Origin of the sequence: Actinomyces sp. oral taxon 448 str. F0400, assembly GCF_000220835.1 — a bacterium.
Classification (GTDB): Bacteria; Actinomycetota; Actinomycetes; order Actinomycetales; family Actinomycetaceae; genus Actinomyces.
Genome location: NZ_GL985606.1, coordinates 2,133,374 through 2,147,001 on the forward strand (window position 1 = coordinate 2,133,374; position 13,628 = coordinate 2,147,001).

The window sequence follows — 13,628 nt, forward strand, 5'->3', positions numbered from 1 at the left end:
CGGGGTCGTCTCAGGGGCGCACGTGACCGGCGCCCTCGACGATCCACTTGGTCGTTGTCAGAGCGGCCGGCCCCATGGGCCCGCGGGCGTGAAGCTTCTGGGTGGAGATACCCAGTTCCGCCCCCAGACCCAGCTGACCGCCGTCGGTGAAGCGCGTCGAGGCGTTGACCATGACGACGGCGGAGTCGACCGCCTCCGTGAAACGATTCATAGCTGTGATGTCCCGGGTGAGAATCGCCTCGGTGTGCCCGGTCGACCACCGGGAGATGTGATCGACGGCTTCCTCCAGATCCGCCACGACCCGCACGGCCAGGTCAAGGCTGCCGTACTCGGTGGCCCAGTCCTCGTCGGTGGCCGCGACCAGCAGCTCCCCGCGACCGGCCCGCCCCGCTGAATCACGCAGCACGGTCTCGGCGGCGGCGTCCACGTGGAGGACGACGCCCTCATCCCACAGCGCCGCCGCGACGGCGGGCAGAAGGCGTTCGGCGATGTCGCAGTGCACCAGCAGGGTCTCGGCGGCGTTGCACACGCCCACACGCTGAGTCTTGGCGTTGACGACGAGCGGCACGGCCGCCTCGAGGTCGGCCGAGGCGTCGGCGTAGACGTGGCAGTTGCCCGACCCGGTCTCGATGACGGGCACCGCCGATTCCTCCACGACCGTCTCGATGAGTCCGGCGCCACCGCGCGGGACGAGCACATCGATCAAGCCCCGAGCCCGCATGAGCGCCGTGGCGCCCGCCCTTCCGGCGGCGTCCACACTCGTCACCAGATCCGCGGGCAGACCGACGCTCTCCAGGGCGTCCCGCAGGATGCCGACAAGAGTGGCGTTGGTCCGCTGCGCGGCGCTTCCGCCGCGCAGCACGACCGCATTGCCGGACTTCAGGGCCAGAGCGGCCACGTCGACGGTGACGTTGGGGCGGGCCTCGTAGATCATGCCGATCACGCCCACGGGCACGCGCACACGGCGCACCTTCAACCCGTTGGGGAGAGTCCGGCCGTCGACGATCTGGCCGACCGGATCGGGCAGGCCGGCGACCTCGCGCAGGGAGGCGGCGACGGCGGCGACGCGCCCGACGGTGAGGGTCAATCGGTCGACCAGCCCCTCCCTCATGCCCGCCCGACGAGCGCGCTCCACGTCGACGGAGTTGGCGGCCAGAATCGTCTGCGTGCCGGCCAGCAGCCCGTCGGCCATGGCGTGCAGCCCGGCGTCCTTGAGCTCGCGGCGCACGCCTGAGGCGGCGCGCTGCGCCAGACGGGCGGAGCGCGCCGTGCGGGTGACCGACTCGACCGCGTCCTGCTGGGGCGAGGGGCTGATGGAGACGTCCATGACCGCACCATACGGGACCGCCCCGGTTCAGGTGACCCCGGCCGACCGGGCTGTGAGGGCCAGGCGAGGGCCATTGGATGATCCGCCCTCCGATCCGCCGGCGTCCACAGGTACCGTTTCGGGGAAAGACACGATATGCTGCCTGGCGCGAGGGCGCCCGGCCGTACCGCCCATGGCTTGAGCATCCGCACCGCTCGCCGTGGGGCGACACCACCACCACCCGCGGCGCGGGCGCCCTCGCCTCTCCCCTCCGACGAGGCCGTCGTCCGGTCTCTTCTCCGGCCTCTTCGTCGTCGCCCGTGATCGTCTCGACGTTATATAATTCTCCCGGTTAATGGTCGGGCAGGGGAGCAGGTACCGTCGATGAGGATCACGCACCTGGAGGCGAGCAACTGGCGCAACTTCAAAAGCGTGGAGTTCGACGTCGGGGAGCGTCTGTTCATCGTCGGCCCGAATGCGGCCGGCAAGTCGAACCTGCTCGATATCTTCCGCTTCCTGTCGGATATCGCCGCATCGGGCGGTGGGCTCTCATCGGCCATCGAACGCCGCGGCGGGCTCAAGAAAGTTCGGAGCCTGTTCGCACGGAACTACGCCGGGGGACGCCTCATCATCGATGTCACCCTGCAGGAGGCGGAGACCACGTGGAGGTACCAGCTCGCTGTACGGGGCGAGAAGGGCGGACGAAACCGTCCGATCGTGGACACGGAGCTCGTGGAACGCAACGGCCGGACCATTCTGTCGCGGCCGGACTCCCAGGACGATGCGGATCCTGAGAGGCTCACGCAGACTCACCTGGAGCAGATCGCGGCAAACCATGAGTTCCGTCCCATCGCCGCGCACCTGTCGAAGGTTCAGTACTTCCATCTCGTCCCCCAGATCATCCGTGATCCTGCACGAACCACCCCCACTCATCACGATCCTTACGGCAGCGATTTCATCACCCAGATGAACAGCACGCCCATGATCACACGCAACGCCTGGCTCAGACGCATGCAGGAGGCGCTCCAGGCCGCCGTTCCGGGCTTCGAGTCGCTGGCCATCGAGACGGACCCCGCCGGCAAGCCGCACCTGATCGCCGGATACAGGAACTGGCGCGCGACGCCATCCAAGCAGAACGAGTCGGACTTCTCCGACGGAACACTGCGTCTCATTGGTCTGCTGTGGTCGATCATCAAGGCGCCGGCGAGCCCGGGCGTCCTCCTTCTGGAAGAGCCCGAGCTCTCCCTCAACAATGCGATCGTGAAGATCCTGCCCTCAGTCCTGGCCCAGGTGCGCAGGTCCTCCGATCTTCAAATCGTGCTGTCCACCCACGCCCCCGAGATCCTCAACGACGAGGGCATCAGCCCTGACGAGGTCCTCGTCCTGCGGGTCACGGACGACGGGTCGACGGCCGATCTCCTCTCGAGCCTGCCCGAAGTCGCGGACCTCGAGCTCGGGCTCGCCACCTCCGACGTCGTCGACGGACTCATCGCCCCGGACGACCTCACCGGGCTGATGACCGCCGCCCGGAGCCGTCGATGAGCCCGAGCCCTTATGTCTCGGTCGCGGTGGAAGGGCAATCCGATACGGGCATGGTCGAATCCTTACTCAATTACGTTGGGCTCGCACTCAGCCGCCCTTGCGTGGTCAAACGCGGGGCGTCCAATCTCGACAAGATGATTCCGAAGCTCAGCCGCGCCCCGATCGAGGCGCCATGGATCGTCTTCCGAGACTCCGATAATCGGTGTCCAGTCGAGTTGAAGAAGGAACTCATCGGTTCCGATCGCGGCAACGGATTCGAGCTGCGCCTGGCCTGCTCCATGACTGAGGCCTGGATTCTGGCAGACGCAAACGGGTTCGCCAAGTTCTTCAGAGTCAGCAGGAAGAAGCTCCCCGCAGCACCCGATGATCTTCAGCACGCCAAAAATGAGCTTCTCCGTCTGTGCCAGCATTCCAGGTCCACCACCATCCAGAAAGAAATGGTGCGCGCTGACGGGAGCACCGGACCACTCTACGTCAATCGAGTCATCAATTTCTGCCGCGGGCACTGGGACGTGGCCAGAGCGTGCGAGCGCAGCCCCAGCCTCGCTCGCGCGGTGGCACGGTTGACGACCATGCGCGCCAAACTCGTCTCGACCCCGTCCGCGTCCTGAGGGCGGCGCACCCTGCTCGCAACGGCGGAACGCACGCATCAGATGCGCTCGCCCGCCGTACGCGGCAACTCGGCGAGGTCGTCGCGGTGAACCACCGGGGCGACATGGTCGAGCGGATCGGCGGAACCGTCCCGGCGCGCCCGCAGGTCCTCTTCGAGCTCGCCCGATGCGTAACGGCAGATGCCGCGGGCCATGACGCCCGCGGGGCCCACGAGCTCGACGACCGCCCCGGACTCGAAGTCCCCGTTCACGCCCGTCACGCCCGGCAGGAGAAGGGACTTCTTGCCCACTGTGATCGCCCGCTGCGCACCGGCGTCGATCACGATGCGTCCTTCGGGAACGGAGGCGTGCGCCATCCACAGCCGACGGCTGGGACGGTGCGGGCCGGTCGGGGCGAACCAGGTGCCCAGGTCGACGGGCACTTCCCGCTCCCCCAGCAGACGGGGAGCGTCGTCGGCCGATGCGATGACGGCGGCCGTTCCGGAGGCGCAGGCGATCGTCGCCGCCTGAAGCTTGGTGCGCATGCCGCCCGTGCCGAGTGTGCTCGCACGCCCGGTGACGTCAACGTCGATGAGCTCGTCCGGCGCGCCGACGTAGCGCACGGGCTCGGCCCCGGGAGTGCCCGGTCTGGCCGTCCACACGCCGTCGACGTCGGTGAGCAGCACGAGCACATCAGCCGTCACCAGGTGGGCCGCCAGCGCAGCCAGCCGGTCGTTGTCGCCGAGGTTGAACTCGGCGGTCGCCACGGCGTCGTTCTCGTTGACGATAGGGACCGCTCCCATCGACAGCAGGGCGCCGAAGGTGGCCCGCACGGTCCGGTAGTGGCTGCGCACCGCCACATCCTGGGCGGTGAGCAGGACCTGGGCCGTCACCACCCCGTAGGCGCTCATCGCAGTCTGCCAGCGCGAGACCAGGTGTCCCTGACCGACCGAGGCGGCCGCCTGCAGCAGGCGCAGCTCGCCCGGGCGCCCGGTCATGCCCAGGGGGATCAGCCCTGCGGCCACAGCACCCGAGGACACGAGAACCACGTCGTGACCGCGTCGTCGCAGCCCGGCGACGAGGCCCGCGATGATATCGATGCGGTTGAGGTCCAGTCCCCCGTCCGAACGGGTCAGAGAGGACGAGCCGACCTTGAGCACCACGCGAGCGTTGTCGGCCAGACTCGTGGGCCGGAGCCCGGCCGTGCTCATGCGTCATCCCGGCCGAGCCGGTCGGCGACGTCGGTCCACAAACCTTCGGCGGCCTCGTCACGCAGCTCCTGGCGTGCAGCCTCCTTGGCGTCCATGAGCGCATGGTACTGAGCTCGGCGCTCGGCGCTGGTGCGACGGTGAGGTCTGTCGACCCGCGGGTCGGTGCCTCGCGCCCCGAGAAGCTCGGCGCCGGCCGACACGGTCGGCTCCCATGTAAACATCACCCCGCCGTCGACTGACCCGATGAGGACGGAGTCCCCGGCGTGCGCACCGGCGGCGACCAGTTCGTCCTCGACCCCGCCGGCCGCCAGACGATCAGCCAGGTAACCGACGGCCTCATCATTGGCGAAGTCTGTCTGACGCACCCAGCGCTCGGGCCCGTCCCCGCGAACCTGGTAGACATCCCCCTCGCCGGGGTGATGAATGAGATGCACCGTCGCCGCTGCCCTCCTGCCCCGGCCGGCGACGGCGGCCGGACGGATGACAGGTCGGGAGGCCTCGACGACCGCCCGCGAGGCCCGGGCGTCCACCCGCGCTCGTTCCACGAGTTCGGCCAGAGCGAAGGACAGGGTCCGCAGACCGGTGTGGGCGACGGCCGAGACCTCGAAGACGGGCAGAGCGCGGGAGGCGATGTCATCCCTCACGAAATCGGCGAGTTCGGCGGCCTCGGCGACGTCGATCTTGTTCAGCACGACGACACGGGGCCGGTCCATGAGCGGTGCGCGTCCCGTACGGGCCGGGTCGGATTCCTCCTCGCTCAGACGAGCGGCGTAAGCGGCGAGCTCGGCCTCAATGGCGTCCAAATCGCTCAGCGGGTCACGGCCGGACTCGAGTGTGGCGCAGTCCAGGACGTGAACGATGACGGCGCAGCGTTCAACATGGCGCAGGAACTCCAGCCCCAGTCCCCTGCCCCGGCTGGCGCCTGGAATAAGGCCGGGGACGTCGGCGATCGTGTAACGGATCTCACCGGCCTCGACGACGCCCACATTCGGCACCAGAGTGGTGAAGGGGTAGTCGGCGATCTTGGGCCGAGCCGCGCTCATGGCCGCAATGAGGGAGGACTTGCCGGCGCTGGGATAGCCGACCAGCGCCACGTCGGCGATGGTCTTGAGCTCCACAACGACGTCGCGCACCTGCCCCGGCTCGCCCAGCAGGTGGAACCCGGGAGCTCGGCGCCGGGAGGACGCCAAGGAGAAGTTGCCGCGTCCGCCGGTGCCTCCCTCGGCCACGACGACGCTGGCCCCCTCACCGACGAGATCCGCGACGATACCGCCTTCGGCGTCCTTGACGATGGTGCCCTCGGGAACCGGCAGCACGAGGTCCGCGCCGTCCGTGCCGCGACGCCAACTCCCCATACCGGGCGTGCCGTTGCCGGCGGCGCGGTGAGGCGAGCGATGGTAGGTCAGCAAAGTGGTGGCCCGCGGGTCGACGACGAGCACGACGCTGCCGCCGTGCCCGCCGTCGCCGCCGTCGGGTCCGGCCAGAGGCTTGAACTTCTCGCGGTGGATCGATGTGCATCCGTCGCCGCCGCGGCCGCCGCTCACGTGGAGAACCACTCGGTCGATGAAACTGGGCATGGGTCCTCCTGGATGATGTGGGCGCAGTGGCGGAAGACGTCCCGCATGCATAGCGAGCGCGGCCGGCGGATCGGCAGAACCGACGGTCAGCGGAATGCGCATCGCGAGGGCGGACGGCCGAAGCCGCTCGCCCTCGCGGAACCAGATGGCGGTGCTGGAGGCTCAGGCCTCGGAACGCACGACGTTGACGACCTTGCGATCGCGATGCCTGCCGAACTGAACGCTACCGGCGGCCGTGGCGAAAAGAGTGTCGTCGTTGCCCCGACCCACGTTGATTCCGGGATGGAAATGGGTTCCGCGCTGGCGGACGATAATCTCCCCGGCCTTGACGACCTGCCCGCCGAAACGCTTGACGCCGAGACGCTGAGCATTGGAGTCGCGGCCGTTGCGGGAGGAGCCGAGCCCCTTCTTGTGTGCCATAATGAGGTTTCTCTCTCTTAAGCTGGTGCGTTCAGGATGCCGCGGGTCGGGTCATTCAATCGCTGTGATCTTGACTGCCGTGAGCTGGGCACGATGCCCCTGACGCTTGCGGAAGCCCGTCTTGTTCTTGAACTTGAGGATGTTGATCTTGGGGCCCTTCTCGTTACGGACGATCTCGGCGGTGACGGAGGATTCGGCGAGATCGTCGGCTCCAGCGGTCACCTTGTCGCCGTCCACCAGCATGACTGGAGCGAGGGAGACCTCATCGCCGATCTCGCCGGCGAGCTTGTCGACGACCACGACGTCACCGACGGAGACCTTCTCCTGACGGCCGCCGGCCCTGACGATCGCGTAGACCACTTGACTGCTCATCTCTGTCGAATCTTCGGACCGTCTCCCGGGGAACCGCGGCTCCACCAGCCGCTCCACCACGAGAGGGACGATCTCCTTGGTAAAGGTGCACGAGGCACTGCCGAACAACTGTAAGTGATCGGCAGCGTCGGGCCAACCCGCTGTCACCCCACGGATCTGTGTTCTTGGGCACGGAGCCGTTCGGAAGCACCGCGAGGCAGCACGATCGGCTCCTCAACCGGTTCAGCCGGTCGAGTCGGCTCAGTCGGCCTGCGGAGCGGCCGCGGCCGCCGAAACGGCCCGCCGACGACGGGGCCTGCGCTCCGCGTCCGCATCCTCCGGCGCGGCATCGGCTCGGGCGGACCCGGCCCCGTCCTGAGCCGGCTGCTCCGGCGGATCCCCGTCCTGAGGGGACGTCGCCTCGTCGGTGCGCGCGTGCTCGTGACCGTGGCCCGTCGCCGCCGCGATCTGAGCCAGTGCCCCGCGCACGGCGGCCCGGGCGGTGTCCTCGCGCTCGGGAGCTTGCGCCTCGGCGCGGACCTGCGCGGAGGCGCCGGAGGGGGACTCGGAGGACTCGTCCCGCTTCTTGCGGCCGCGACGACCCGATCCCGAGCCGTGCCGGGCGGAGGCGGACATGTCGGTCGTCTGATTCTCGACCGGGTTGTCGTGGACGATGAAGCCGCGCCCGCCGCAGCACTCGCACGGCGTGGAGAAGGCCTCGACCAATCCCTGACCCACGCGCTTACGAGTCATCTGCACCAGACCGAGGCTGGTGACCTCGGTGACCTGGTGCCGGGTGCGATCGCGCCCCAGGCACTCGACTAGACGGCGCAGGACGAGGTCGCGGTTGGACTCTAGAACCATGTCGACGAAGTCGATGACGATCATGCCGCCGATATCGCGCAGCCGCAGCTGGCGGGTGATCTCCTCGGCCGCCTCGAGATTGTTACGGGTGACGGTCTCCTCGAGCGTACCGCCGGCGCCGCCGGTGAAGCGGCCGGTGTTGACGTCGATGACGGTCATGGCCTCGGTCCGGTCGATGATGAGCGTACCGCCACTGGGCAGCCACACCTTGCGGTCGAAGCCCTTGGCGAGCTGCTCGTCCACGCGGTGCGCGCTGAAGACGTCCTCGGGGCTGACCCAGTGCTCGAGGCGGTCGGCCAGGTCCGGGCTCAGTTCCGTGACGTAGTCGCTGATGGTCTTCCATGCGTCGGGTCCCTGAACGACCAGACGACGGAAGTCCTCGTTGAACACGTCGCGCACCACGCGCACGGCCAGTTCGGGCTCCCCCTTGAGCAGTGCGGGGGCCTTGCCGGAGCCCTTGAGGATCGAGGACGTCCTCTTGTCGATGGCCCGCCACTGAGTCACCAGTCGCTCGACGTCGGCGGCCAGCTGCTCCTCACTGGCGCCCTCGGCGGCCGTGCGCACGATGACGCCGGCGTCGTCGGGGACGATCCGCTTGAGGATCTTCTTCAGGCGCGCCCGCTCGTTGTCGGGGAGCTTGCGGGAGATGCCGGTCATCGTGCCGCCCGGGACGAGCACGAGGTAGCGGCCCGCCAGGGTGATCTGGCTGGTCAGACGCGCGCCCTTGTGCCCGATGGGATCCTTAGTCACCTGCACCAGGACCGTGTCCCCGCTGGAGAGCGCGTCCTCGATGCGGCGCGGCCTTCCCTCCATGCCGGCGGCGTCCCAGTTGACCTCACCGGCGTAGAGCACGGCGTTGCGCCCCTTGCCCAGGTCGACGAAGGCCGCCTCCATGGAGGGCAGCACATTCTGGACGCGGCCGACGTAGACGTTGCCGACCATCGAGGTCTGCGTGCGGCGGGCGACGTAGTGCTCGACGAGCAGCCCGTCCTCGAGCAGAGCGATCTGGTTGAGGCCGTCGTGCTCACGCACGATCATCTGGCGGTCCACGCTTTCACGGCGGGCCAGGAACTCAGCCTCGGTGACGATGGGGCGACGGCGCCCGGCCGCGCGGCCCTCGCGGCGGCGCTGACGCTTGGCCTCCAGGCGCGTCGACCCCTTGAGAGGAGTCACCTCGTCGCGCGCGTCCCGGCCGGAGTCCGAGCGGGTGCGCGAGCGCGAACGACGGCGACGACGACGAGTCGAGCCGCTCTCCTCGGCGTCGGCCGTCCCGTTCCCCCCGTCGGCCCCTCCCGTCCGGGAACCGACCTCCTCTCCGCCCTGCGGGCTCTCGGTGTCGCGGTGCTCCTCCGCGCGGGAGCGCGCGCGGCGGCCTCGGCCTCCACGGCGGCGCTTACGGCGTCCCGAGCCGTCCTGCTCCTCGGCCCGCGCGGTGGTCCCGGCCTCCTGCGAGCCCTCGGATTCACCGGCGGCCCCGGAGCCCTCGGCGGCCGGCTCAACGCGTCCGTCGGCTCGCCCGGAGGAACTCCGGGAAGCAGACGTACTCGAGCGACGACGCCCGGCCTTCGGGGCGGACGCCGCGTAGTCGTCCCTCCCCGCGTCGGAGGACGCCCCGGACTCATCAGCGCCCGATAACGCGGGCTGCTGCGCGGCGGGAGCCTGAGCGGGGGCCGTGGCGGCCGCGGTCACCTTACGGCGCCGGCGGCGGGCCCGTGCAGGATCCGGAGCCTGGAAGAGCAGGGAGGCGGCAGGAAGATACGGCGTCCGCTCGCCCTCGTCCTCCCCGTCGGCTGCGCTCATGCGAGCGACCTCGCCGGCGTGCGCGAGAGGCGCGGCGCCATCGTCCGCGGTATCGCCGCCAGCGGCGGCATCCGCGTCCCGCGCCGTCGGCTTGTCGCGCCCGGTCCCCTCACCGGCCTCGGGCCGGCGGGGGCGCGCCGGCCTCCCGTCGCCCGGGCCGTCCCGCCGCTCGCCCCCCCTGATCGTCCCGGGAGTCATCGGGCACCGGGAGGACCGGCTGCCGTGCGGCGGGCATCCGAGCGGGGGCGGTAGTGGCCGCGGTCGCCTTGCGGCGCCGGCGAGCCGGAGGTCGCCCCGCGGGCGGCGCAGACGCATCGGGCGCCCCCGAGGAGCCCGACGGTTCGGGGGAATCGGAGGACTCACCGGAGGCCTCAGATGAGGCGGGCCGGGGCGGCGCATCGTCCGGCTCCTCGGGGGCCGCCTCATCGTCCGGCCCCTCGGACCGGTTGGGCGCGGTCGGCGGGACGGAGCGGGCACCGACGGCATCGGACTCCTCCGCATGCTTCGGGGCCCTCTGGGACGCGGTCACCTTACGGCGTCGACGGGCCGGCGCCTTGGGGGGCGAGACGCCCTCGGCGCCGGAGACGGAGGCCTCCGGCTCGGACGCCGGAGCGTCGAAGGTGTCGAAACCGGGCAGGGATGATGGGGTCTGTGATTTCTGTGACGTGGACACGATGCCATGCACTCTCCGGATGCCCCGGCCTCCGCCGTACCCACGGCGCCGGGACGCGGTCGTGCTCCCGACGAGGGAGCCGGAAAGTCTGTGTTCTCGCCTTGCGGCGCCGGCCTGCGGGGGAACCGCGCGATCCGAGAGTGCGGCGACGCGTTCAGCGGCGCACTTCTCCGGCTTCTTCGGCGCGGCCTCGACCGAGGTTCGGACACCGGGTACCGGTACGCGGCGCCCGGGGCCGCCAACAGTATTCCACACCCCAGCCGTTGTGGCGCGCGAAGCCGCCGAGGATGACGAATCTCAACCTCCACAAGAGGCTGGAATCAATGATGCTAGAGTCGGTTAAACATTTCAGTCTTCGTGCCCCCACGTTGTTGATATCCTCAGACTCGTCCACTCGCTCCGTGGCCATCCATACGGAGACGCCTATTTTTCTCATCACCACTTCTGAAAGGTAGCGCTGATGGTCATCGCATCGACGGCGCTGAGCTCTCTCGACCTGGCTCGATGGCAGTTCGGCATCACGACCGTCTACCACTTCATCCTCGTCCCGCTCACGATCGGCCTGTCCCCGCTCGTAGCCCTCATGGAGACCCGCTACGTGCGCACCGGCAACGAGCAGTGGCGCGTCGCCACGCAGTTCTTCGGCAAGCTTCTGCTGATCAATTTCGCTCTCGGCGTGGCGACCGGCATTGTTCAGGAGTTCCAGTTCGGCATGAACTGGTCAGAGTACTCACGGTTCGTCGGAAACATCTTCGGTGCCCCGCTGGCCTTCGAGGCCCTCCTCGCCTTCTTCATGGAATCGACCTTCCTGGGTCTGTGGATCTTCGGTTGGGACCGCCTGTCCCCCAAACTGCACAACCTGTGCATGTGGATGGTCGCGCTGGGCACGAACGTCTCCGCCCTGTTCATCCTGGCCGCCAACTCCTGGATGCAGCACCCGGTGGGGGCCGTCGTCAATCCCGACACCGGCCGCGCCGAGCTCGACGGTCTGGGAGGCTTCTTCGAGGTGCTCAGCAACGAGGTCCTGGGGACCACCCTCGTTCACACCATCTCCTCGGCCTTCCTCGTCGCCGGCGCCGTCGTCCTCGGCGTCGCCGTATGGTGGATGACCAAGGCGGCCCGCGCCGGACAGGACTATGAGGCCCGCGAACTGTGGCGCCGCCTGACCCGCTTCGGTGCCGTCACCATGATTGTGGCCGGAATCCTGACCGCCGGCTCCGGACACCTCATGGGCCAGGTCATCGCCCGGGAGCAGCCCGCCAAGATGGCGGCCGCCGAGGCCCTGTTCGACTCCGAGGAGGGAGCCGGCTTCACGGCCCTCGCCCTCGGCGGCTCGCAGGAGTCGACCACCAGGATCATCACGGTGCCCAAGGTCTACTCGTTCATGGCCACCAACGACCCCGACGCCGACGTCATGGGTCTGAACCAGGCGCAGGAGATGTACGAGCAGACCTACGGCGAGGACGTCGACTACACCCCCGACGTCATGACGGCCTTTTGGTCCTTCCGGCTCATGATCGCTGCGGGCACGGCCTCCGTCGCCATCGGAGCGCTCGCCCTGTGGCTGACCCGTCGCAACCGTCTGATCAGCAGCCACCACCTCGGCATCGCAGCCCTGTGGACGATGTGGCTGCCCTTCGCCGCCTGCACATCCGGTTGGATTTTCACCGAGATGGGTCGCCAGCCCTGGGTCGTCGTCCCGGACCTGGCCGATCCCCTCTCCGGGGTCCGCATGCTGACGGCGGACGGCGTGTCCACGATCGTCTCACCGGGCGTCGTGCTGACCTCCATGGTCATCTTCACTCTCCTGTACGCCGCTCTCGGCGTCGTCTGGTTCATGCTGCTGCGCCGCTACGTCCGCGAGGGCGTGCGAACGCAGACCGAGGAGTCCGTCGCCCTGGTCCGCGCGAGCGCGCCCGGCAAGGCCCCCGTCCTGTCCTTCGAGTACTGAGTCGGAAGAAGGTAGAGCACCGTGCCACTCATGACACCCACGACATCGACGACCCTGCCCGTCCTCTGGTTCATTCTCATCGCTGCCCTGTGGGTCGGCTACCTGACCCTGGAGGGCTTCGACTTCGGCGTCGGCATGCTGCTGAGGATCCTCGGCCGCAACGAGAGGGAGCGCCGAGCGATGCTCGGCACCATCGGCCCGCACTGGGACGGCAACGAGGTCTGGCTGCTTACGGCGGGGGGCGCCACCTTCGCCGCCTTCCCCGACTGGTACGGCACCCTCTTCTCGGGGGCCTACCTCGTACTCCTCGCCATCCTCCTGTGCCTCATCGTGCGCGTGTGCGCCATTGAGTGGCGCGAGAAGATCAACGACCAGGTCTGGCGCGACCGCTGGGACTGGGCGCACACGATCAGCGCCTGGATCCCCTCGATCCTGTGGGGCGCGGCCTTCGCCAATCTGGTCCAGGGCATGAGGATCGAGGTGATCGACACGGCCTCCGGCGCCCCCGTGCCGGCCGGGGAGGTGCCGGCCGAGACCCTCATCGACGGCGCCTCGCACCAGATCACCGGAGGATTGGCCGGCATGCTCACCCCTTTCACGCTGCTGGGCGGCGCGGCCGTCTGCCTGCTGTTCATCACCCACGGCGCGCTGTTCACCGCCCTCAAGACCGGCGGCGAGCTCTCACGGCGGGCCCTCCGCCTCGCCCGGGGCTCTTCGATGATCTCGACACTCGTGTGCTCGGCGTGGATGCTGTGGGCTCAGCTGGCCCACTCGCTCAACGCATTGGCCTGGATCCCCCTCATCCTGGCGGCACTGGCCCTCATCGGGTCACTGGTCCTGACCCGTCAGGGCCGCGAGGGCCGAGCCTTCGCACTGCACTTCGCCGGCATCGCCCTCGCCGTCGTCTTCATCTTCTCGACCACGGCGCCCAACGTCATGCGCTCCCGCGTAGACGACGCCTACTCGCTGACGATCAGTCAAGCCGCCAGCGCCGACACGACACTGCTCATCATGACCGTCATCGCAGTCCTGTTCGTGCCCGTGGTGCTCATCTACACGATCTGGGGATACAGGATCTTCTCCGCGCGCATCCACGCCGAGGCGATCGATCCCGATGAGGGGGGCCTGCACCCCACCAGAGTACGCGAGACGGCCCAGCCCGAGGCGGCCATCGGCTACTGAGCCTCTCCCGCCCAGTGGGCCGCGAGGAGGCACGGTCCCCACGGCATCGCGGGCCACGCGGTCACGACCTGACTGCGCAGACCAGGCAGACCAGTGTGTTTCTTAACTCACGGATCACATCATGACCGAGGTGACCAGGGACGACAGTCCTAAAAACACTA

General features: G+C 68.9%; 10 protein-coding genes. 4 read left to right on the top strand and 6 right to left on the bottom strand.

All coding sequences use genetic code 11. The features are described 5' to 3' along the window. Positions 1-10 precede the first annotated feature (10 nt). Positions 11-1,327 carry a glutamate-5-semialdehyde dehydrogenase gene (locus HMPREF9062_RS09075; protein WP_009749819.1) on the bottom strand — a complete coding sequence of 439 codons (1,317 nt, stop codon included), beginning with the start codon at positions 1,325-1,327 and terminating at the stop codon, positions 11-13. A gap of 363 nt (positions 1,328-1,690) precedes the next feature. On the opposite strand from HMPREF9062_RS09075, the gene HMPREF9062_RS09080 reads away from it, so the two are divergent. Together HMPREF9062_RS09080 and HMPREF9062_RS09085 are read left to right on the top strand one after the other, a co-directional pair. Continuing rightward, a complete protein-coding gene (locus HMPREF9062_RS09080) occupies positions 1,691-2,848 on the top strand; it encodes an AAA family ATPase (RefSeq protein ID WP_009749820.1) in 1,158 nt (385 codons plus the stop codon). Beyond that, positions 2,845-3,459, top strand: a complete 615-nt coding sequence (locus HMPREF9062_RS09085; RefSeq protein WP_156790013.1) for a hypothetical protein — start codon at positions 2,845-2,847, stop codon at positions 3,457-3,459. Before HMPREF9062_RS09080 ends, HMPREF9062_RS09085 begins: the two co-directional genes overlap by 4 nt. Before the next feature lie 38 nt (positions 3,460-3,497). Here the strand turns inward: HMPREF9062_RS09085 and proB are convergent, their stop codons facing one another. From proB to HMPREF9062_RS09110, 5 genes are all read right to left on the bottom strand, one after another. Next, positions 3,498-4,649 (bottom strand): glutamate 5-kinase, encoded by a 1,152-nt coding sequence (proB, locus tag HMPREF9062_RS09090; protein ID WP_009749822.1) that lies wholly within the window; start codon positions 4,647-4,649, stop codon positions 3,498-3,500. Continuing rightward, a complete protein-coding gene (gene obgE / locus HMPREF9062_RS09095; RefSeq protein WP_009749823.1) occupies positions 4,646-6,226 on the bottom strand; it encodes a GTPase ObgE in 1,581 nt (526 codons plus the stop codon). The genes proB and obgE overlap by 4 nt, the downstream gene beginning before the upstream one ends. Before the next feature lie 162 nt (positions 6,227-6,388). After that, positions 6,389-6,646, bottom strand: coding sequence for a 50S ribosomal protein L27 (gene rpmA / locus HMPREF9062_RS09100; protein WP_009749824.1), 258 nt, complete (start codon positions 6,644-6,646; stop codon positions 6,389-6,391). Between the two features lie 51 nt (positions 6,647-6,697). Then, positions 6,698-7,018 (bottom strand): 50S ribosomal protein L21, encoded by a 321-nt coding sequence (rplU, locus tag HMPREF9062_RS09105; RefSeq protein ID WP_034254910.1) that lies wholly within the window; start codon positions 7,016-7,018, stop codon positions 6,698-6,700. A gap of 240 nt (positions 7,019-7,258) precedes the next feature. Beyond that, the gene (locus HMPREF9062_RS09110; protein ID WP_009749826.1) at positions 7,259-9,859 is read right to left on the bottom strand and encodes an Rne/Rng family ribonuclease; all 2,601 of its coding nucleotides are present in this window, start codon (positions 9,857-9,859) and stop codon (positions 7,259-7,261) included. A 935-nt stretch (positions 9,860-10,794) separates the two neighbouring features. On the opposite strand from HMPREF9062_RS09110, the gene HMPREF9062_RS09120 reads away from it, so the two are divergent. Then, complete coding sequence (locus HMPREF9062_RS09120; protein WP_009749828.1) at positions 10,795-12,285, top strand: cytochrome ubiquinol oxidase subunit I; 1,491 nt, start codon at positions 10,795-10,797, stop codon at positions 12,283-12,285. Between the two features lie 30 nt (positions 12,286-12,315). Beyond that, a complete protein-coding gene (cydB, locus tag HMPREF9062_RS09125; RefSeq protein WP_034254104.1) occupies positions 12,316-13,467 on the top strand; it encodes a cytochrome d ubiquinol oxidase subunit II in 1,152 nt (383 codons plus the stop codon). The last annotated feature ends 161 nt before the right edge of the window (positions 13,468-13,628 follow it).